Annotated in this window: 1 tRNA gene and 2 rRNA genes; all 3 read left to right on the forward strand. The window is 53.6% G+C overall.

Annotation, left to right across the window (positions count from 1 at the left end):
- Nucleotides 1-381 precede the first annotated feature (381 nt).
- The 3 genes from FHX08_RS31230 (at nt 382) to FHX08_RS31240 (ending at nt 4,058) form a co-directional block, all read left to right on the forward strand.
- Nucleotides 382-3,265, forward strand: a 23S ribosomal RNA gene (locus FHX08_RS31230).
- A gap of 273 nt (nt 3,266-3,538) precedes the next feature.
- Nucleotides 3,539-3,653: ribosomal RNA gene (rrf, locus tag FHX08_RS31235) — 5S ribosomal RNA — on the forward strand.
- Between the two features lie 328 nt (nt 3,654-3,981).
- Nucleotides 3,982-4,058: transfer RNA gene (locus FHX08_RS31240), tRNA-Met, on the forward strand.
- Nucleotides 4,059-4,062: the final 4 nt, after the last annotated feature.

The following is a 4,062-nucleotide window of genomic DNA, read 5'->3' on the forward strand; positions in this document are numbered from 1 at the left end:
TTTAAGAAACCATGGATGGCCTAGCCGGCCGGATGTGGTGGAGGGGCTGGAGGTAGGAAGGAAGCTTGTCCTTAAGGCATTCTTGTTGTTGGCATTCTTCGGAATGCTTCTGACAGGGTGCTGGATTGGCGTTGCCTGACCGCGCGTCACCGGATTTTATCTCGAGAAGCTGGTCTTATGACAGGCTGCAAGTGGGCTGCTCGGCGTAGCTCCAATAAAGCAGACCTGTCGAACACGTCGATGGCATCTGAATGATCTGGTTGTAAAAGGTAACCAGATTGTTGGGCTGGCCGTATGGTCAGATTTGGAACCCCTTCGAGCGCAAGCGAGAAGGACAAGGAATTCCAAATCCAACTAAAGATGAGCATTGGCAATGAGAACGATTAAGTGTCGTAAGGGCATTTGGTGGATGCCTTGGCATGCACAGGCGATGAAGGACGTGATACGCTGCGAAAAGCCGTGGGGAGCTGCGAATGAGCTTTGATCCATGGATCTCCGAATGGGGCAACCCACCTTAAATGCTTGGAAAATCTGATGCGCCGTTGGCGCATGAGCGAATAGGATTTAGCGAATAGCGAATAGGGTTCAAAAACTATTCGCTACTCGCTATTGGCTATTCGCTGCGTCGAAGGCGCCTCAGGTTTCCAAGCATTGTGATAAGGTATCTTACCTTCGAATACATAGGGGTAAGAAGCGAACGCAGGGAACTGAAACATCTAAGTACCTGCAGGAAAGGACATCAACCGAGACTCCGCAAGTAGTGGCGAGCGAACGCGGACCAGGCCAGTGGCATCAGTGATTAAAGCGGAACGATCTGGAAAGTTCGGCCGTAGCGGGTGACAGCCCCGTACGCGTAGATATCATTGATGTCCTAGAGTAGGGCGGGACACGTGAAATCCTGTCTGAACATGGGGAGACCACTCTCCAAGCCTAAGTACTCGTGCATGACCGATAGCGAACAAGTACCGTGAGGGAAAGGTGAAAAGCACCCCGACAAGGGGAGTGAAAGAGTACCTGAAACCGGATGCCTACAAACAGTCGGAGGGGGCAACCCTGACGGCGTACCTTTTGTATAATGGGTCAACGACTTAGTGTAACGAGCAAGCTTAAGCCGGTAGGTGTAGGCGAAGCGAAAGCGAGTCTGAATAGGGCGATATAGTTCGTTGCATTAGACCCGAAACCGAGTGATCTAGCCATGAGCAGGTTGAAGGTTGGGTAACACCAACTGGAGGACCGAACCCGCATCTGTTGCAATAGATTGGGATGACTTGTGGCTAGGGGTGAAAGGCCAATCAAACTCGGAAATAGCTGGTTCTCCGCGAAATCTATTTAGGTAGAGCGTCTGGCGAATACTCCCGGGGGTAGAGCACTGGATGGGCTATGGGGACTCACCGTCTTACTGATCCTAACCAAACTCCGAATACCGGGAAGTACTACCAGGCAGACACACGGCGGGTGCTAACGTCCGTCGTGAAAAGGGCAACAACCCTAACCTCCAGCTAAGGTCCCCAAGTCATGGCTAAGTGGGAAAGGATGTGAGGATCCCAAAACAACCAGGATGTTGGCTTAGAAGCAGCCATCATTTAAAGAAAGCGTAACAGCTCACTGGTCTAAATAAGGGTCTTTGCGCCGAAAATGTAACGGGGCTAAAGCCATGCACCGAAGCTGAGGATTCCTCTTTAAGAGGAGTGGTAGCGGAGCGTTCCGTAAGCTGATGAAGGGAGACCCGTGAGGGCTCCTGGAGGTATCGGAAGTGCGAATGTTGACATGAGTAACGATAAAGAGGGTGAGAGACCCTCTCGCCGAAAGACCAAGGGTTCCTGTTTAAAGTTAATCTGAACAGGGTTAGCCGGCCCCTAAGACGAGGCGGACACGCGTAGTCGATGGGAACCACGTTAATATTCGTGGGCCTGGTGGAAGTGACGGATCGCACAAGTTGTTCTGGTTTATTGGATTATCAGGGCAGCGGAGCGGTTCCAGGAAATAGCTCCACCGTATAGACCGTACCCGAAACCGACACTGGTGGTCAGGTAGAGTATACCAAGGCGCTTGAGAGAACTGCGTTGAAGGAACTCGGCAAATTGCACGCGTAACTTCGGAAGAAGCGTGACCCCATTTTACGCAAGTATGATGGGGTGGCACAGACCAGGGGGTAGCGACTGTTTATCAAAAACACAGGGCTCTGCGAAGTCGCAAGACGACGTATAGGGTCTGACGCCTGCCCGGTGCTGGAAGGTTAAGAGGAGAGGTGCAAGCTTTGAATCGAAGCCCCAGTAAACGGCGGCCGTAACTATAACGGTCCTAAGGTAGCGAAATTCCTTGTCGGGTAAGTTCCGACCTGCACGAATGGCGTAACGACTTCCCCGCTGTCTCCAACGCAGACTCAGTGAAATTGAATTCCCCGTGAAGATGCGGGGTTCCTGCGGTCAGACGGAAAGACCCCGTGCACCTTTACTATAGCTTTACACTGGCATTCGTGTCGGCATGTGTAGGATAGGTGGTAGGCTTTGAAGCAGGGACGCCAGTTTCTGTGGAGCCATCCTTGAAATACCACCCTTATCGTCATGGATGTCTAACCGCGGCCCGTCATCCGGGTCCGGGACAGTGTATGGTGGGTAGTTTGACTGGGGCGGTCGCCTCCGAAAGAGTAACGGAGGCGCGCGATGGTGGGCTCAGAGCGGTCGGAAATCGCTCGTCGAGTGCAATGGCATAAGCCCGCCTGACTGCGAGACTGACAAGTCGAGCAGAGACGAAAGTCGGTCATAGTGATCCGGTGGTCCCGCGTGGAAGGGCCATCGCTCAACGGATAAAAGGTACGCCGGGGATAACAGGCTGATGACCCCCAAGAGTCCATATCGACGGGGTTGTTTGGCACCTCGATGTCGGCTCATCGCATCCTGGGGCTGGAGCAGGTCCCAAGGGTTTGGCTGTTCGCCAATTAAAGCGGTACGTGAGCTGGGTTCAGAACGTCGTGAGACAGTTCGGTCCCTATCTGCCGTGGGTGTAGGAATATTGACAGGATCTGTCCCTAGTACGAGAGGACCGGGATGGACATATCTCTGGTGGACCTGTTGTCCTGCCAAGGGCATAGCAGGGTAGCTATATATGGACGGGATAACCGCTGAAGGCATCTAAGCGGGAAACCCACCTGGAAACGAGTGTTCCCTATCAGAGCCGTGGAAGACGACCACGTTGATAGGCCGGGTGTGGAAGTGCGGCAACGCATGAAGCTTACCGGTACTAATAGCTCGATTGGCTTGATCGTTCTCATTGACTATGCTCATCACCCGGCAAACGCTAAAGCGTTTGTCCGGATCGATGTGCCAGACCTTCTGTCCTCACGCGCCAATGGCGCTGCGGACGGCGCGCCGGACAACCGGCGACGCGCTTTGCGCTTGCGGCCCCGGCCGACAGTGCCCCGCGAAAGGTTAAAAGACGTGTTCAAAACCAGCGAAAGGGCGGCAGCGAAATCTATTCGCTACTCACTATTCCCTATTCGCTCCAAATCCAGCTTCTCACACAAGTTGCGCTTCGCTGACCTGGTGGTTATGGCGGGGTGGCTGCACCCGTTCCCTTTCCGAACACGGCCGTGAAACGCCCCAGCGCCTATGGTACTTCGTCTTAAGACGCGGGAGAGTCGGTCGCTGCCAGGTCTGCTAAACGCAACTCAGACGCATGTGCCCGAAGCTGAAAGCTTCGGAAAGCTACATGCGAAAACAAACTCAATCTTCTCATCACGAAAAACTAACGGCCCAAAGCCGATCAAAGGGCCGCTAAAAGCGGCTCTTTTGCTTTTAACGGTGCCACACAAACACACGGTGCCACACAAACACGAGGCAAATTGCACAGCAATTTGCTCGGCACAGATCCGTAAATCGCAACGCGATTTACGTAGCCGCGACAAATCCTATGGATTTGCGCAATCGGTATTTTGCCATAAGGCAAAAACCTGGACGGACGACGCAAGCGTCGCCTGGATAACGCGGGGTGGAGCAGCCCGGTAGCTCGTCAGGCTCATAACCTGAAGGCCGCAGGTTCAAATCCTGCCCCCGCAACCAAACC

The sequence above is a fragment of the Rhizobium sp. BK529 genome, from assembly GCF_014194105.1.
Taxonomy (GTDB): domain Bacteria; phylum Pseudomonadota; class Alphaproteobacteria; order Rhizobiales; family Rhizobiaceae; genus Rhizobium.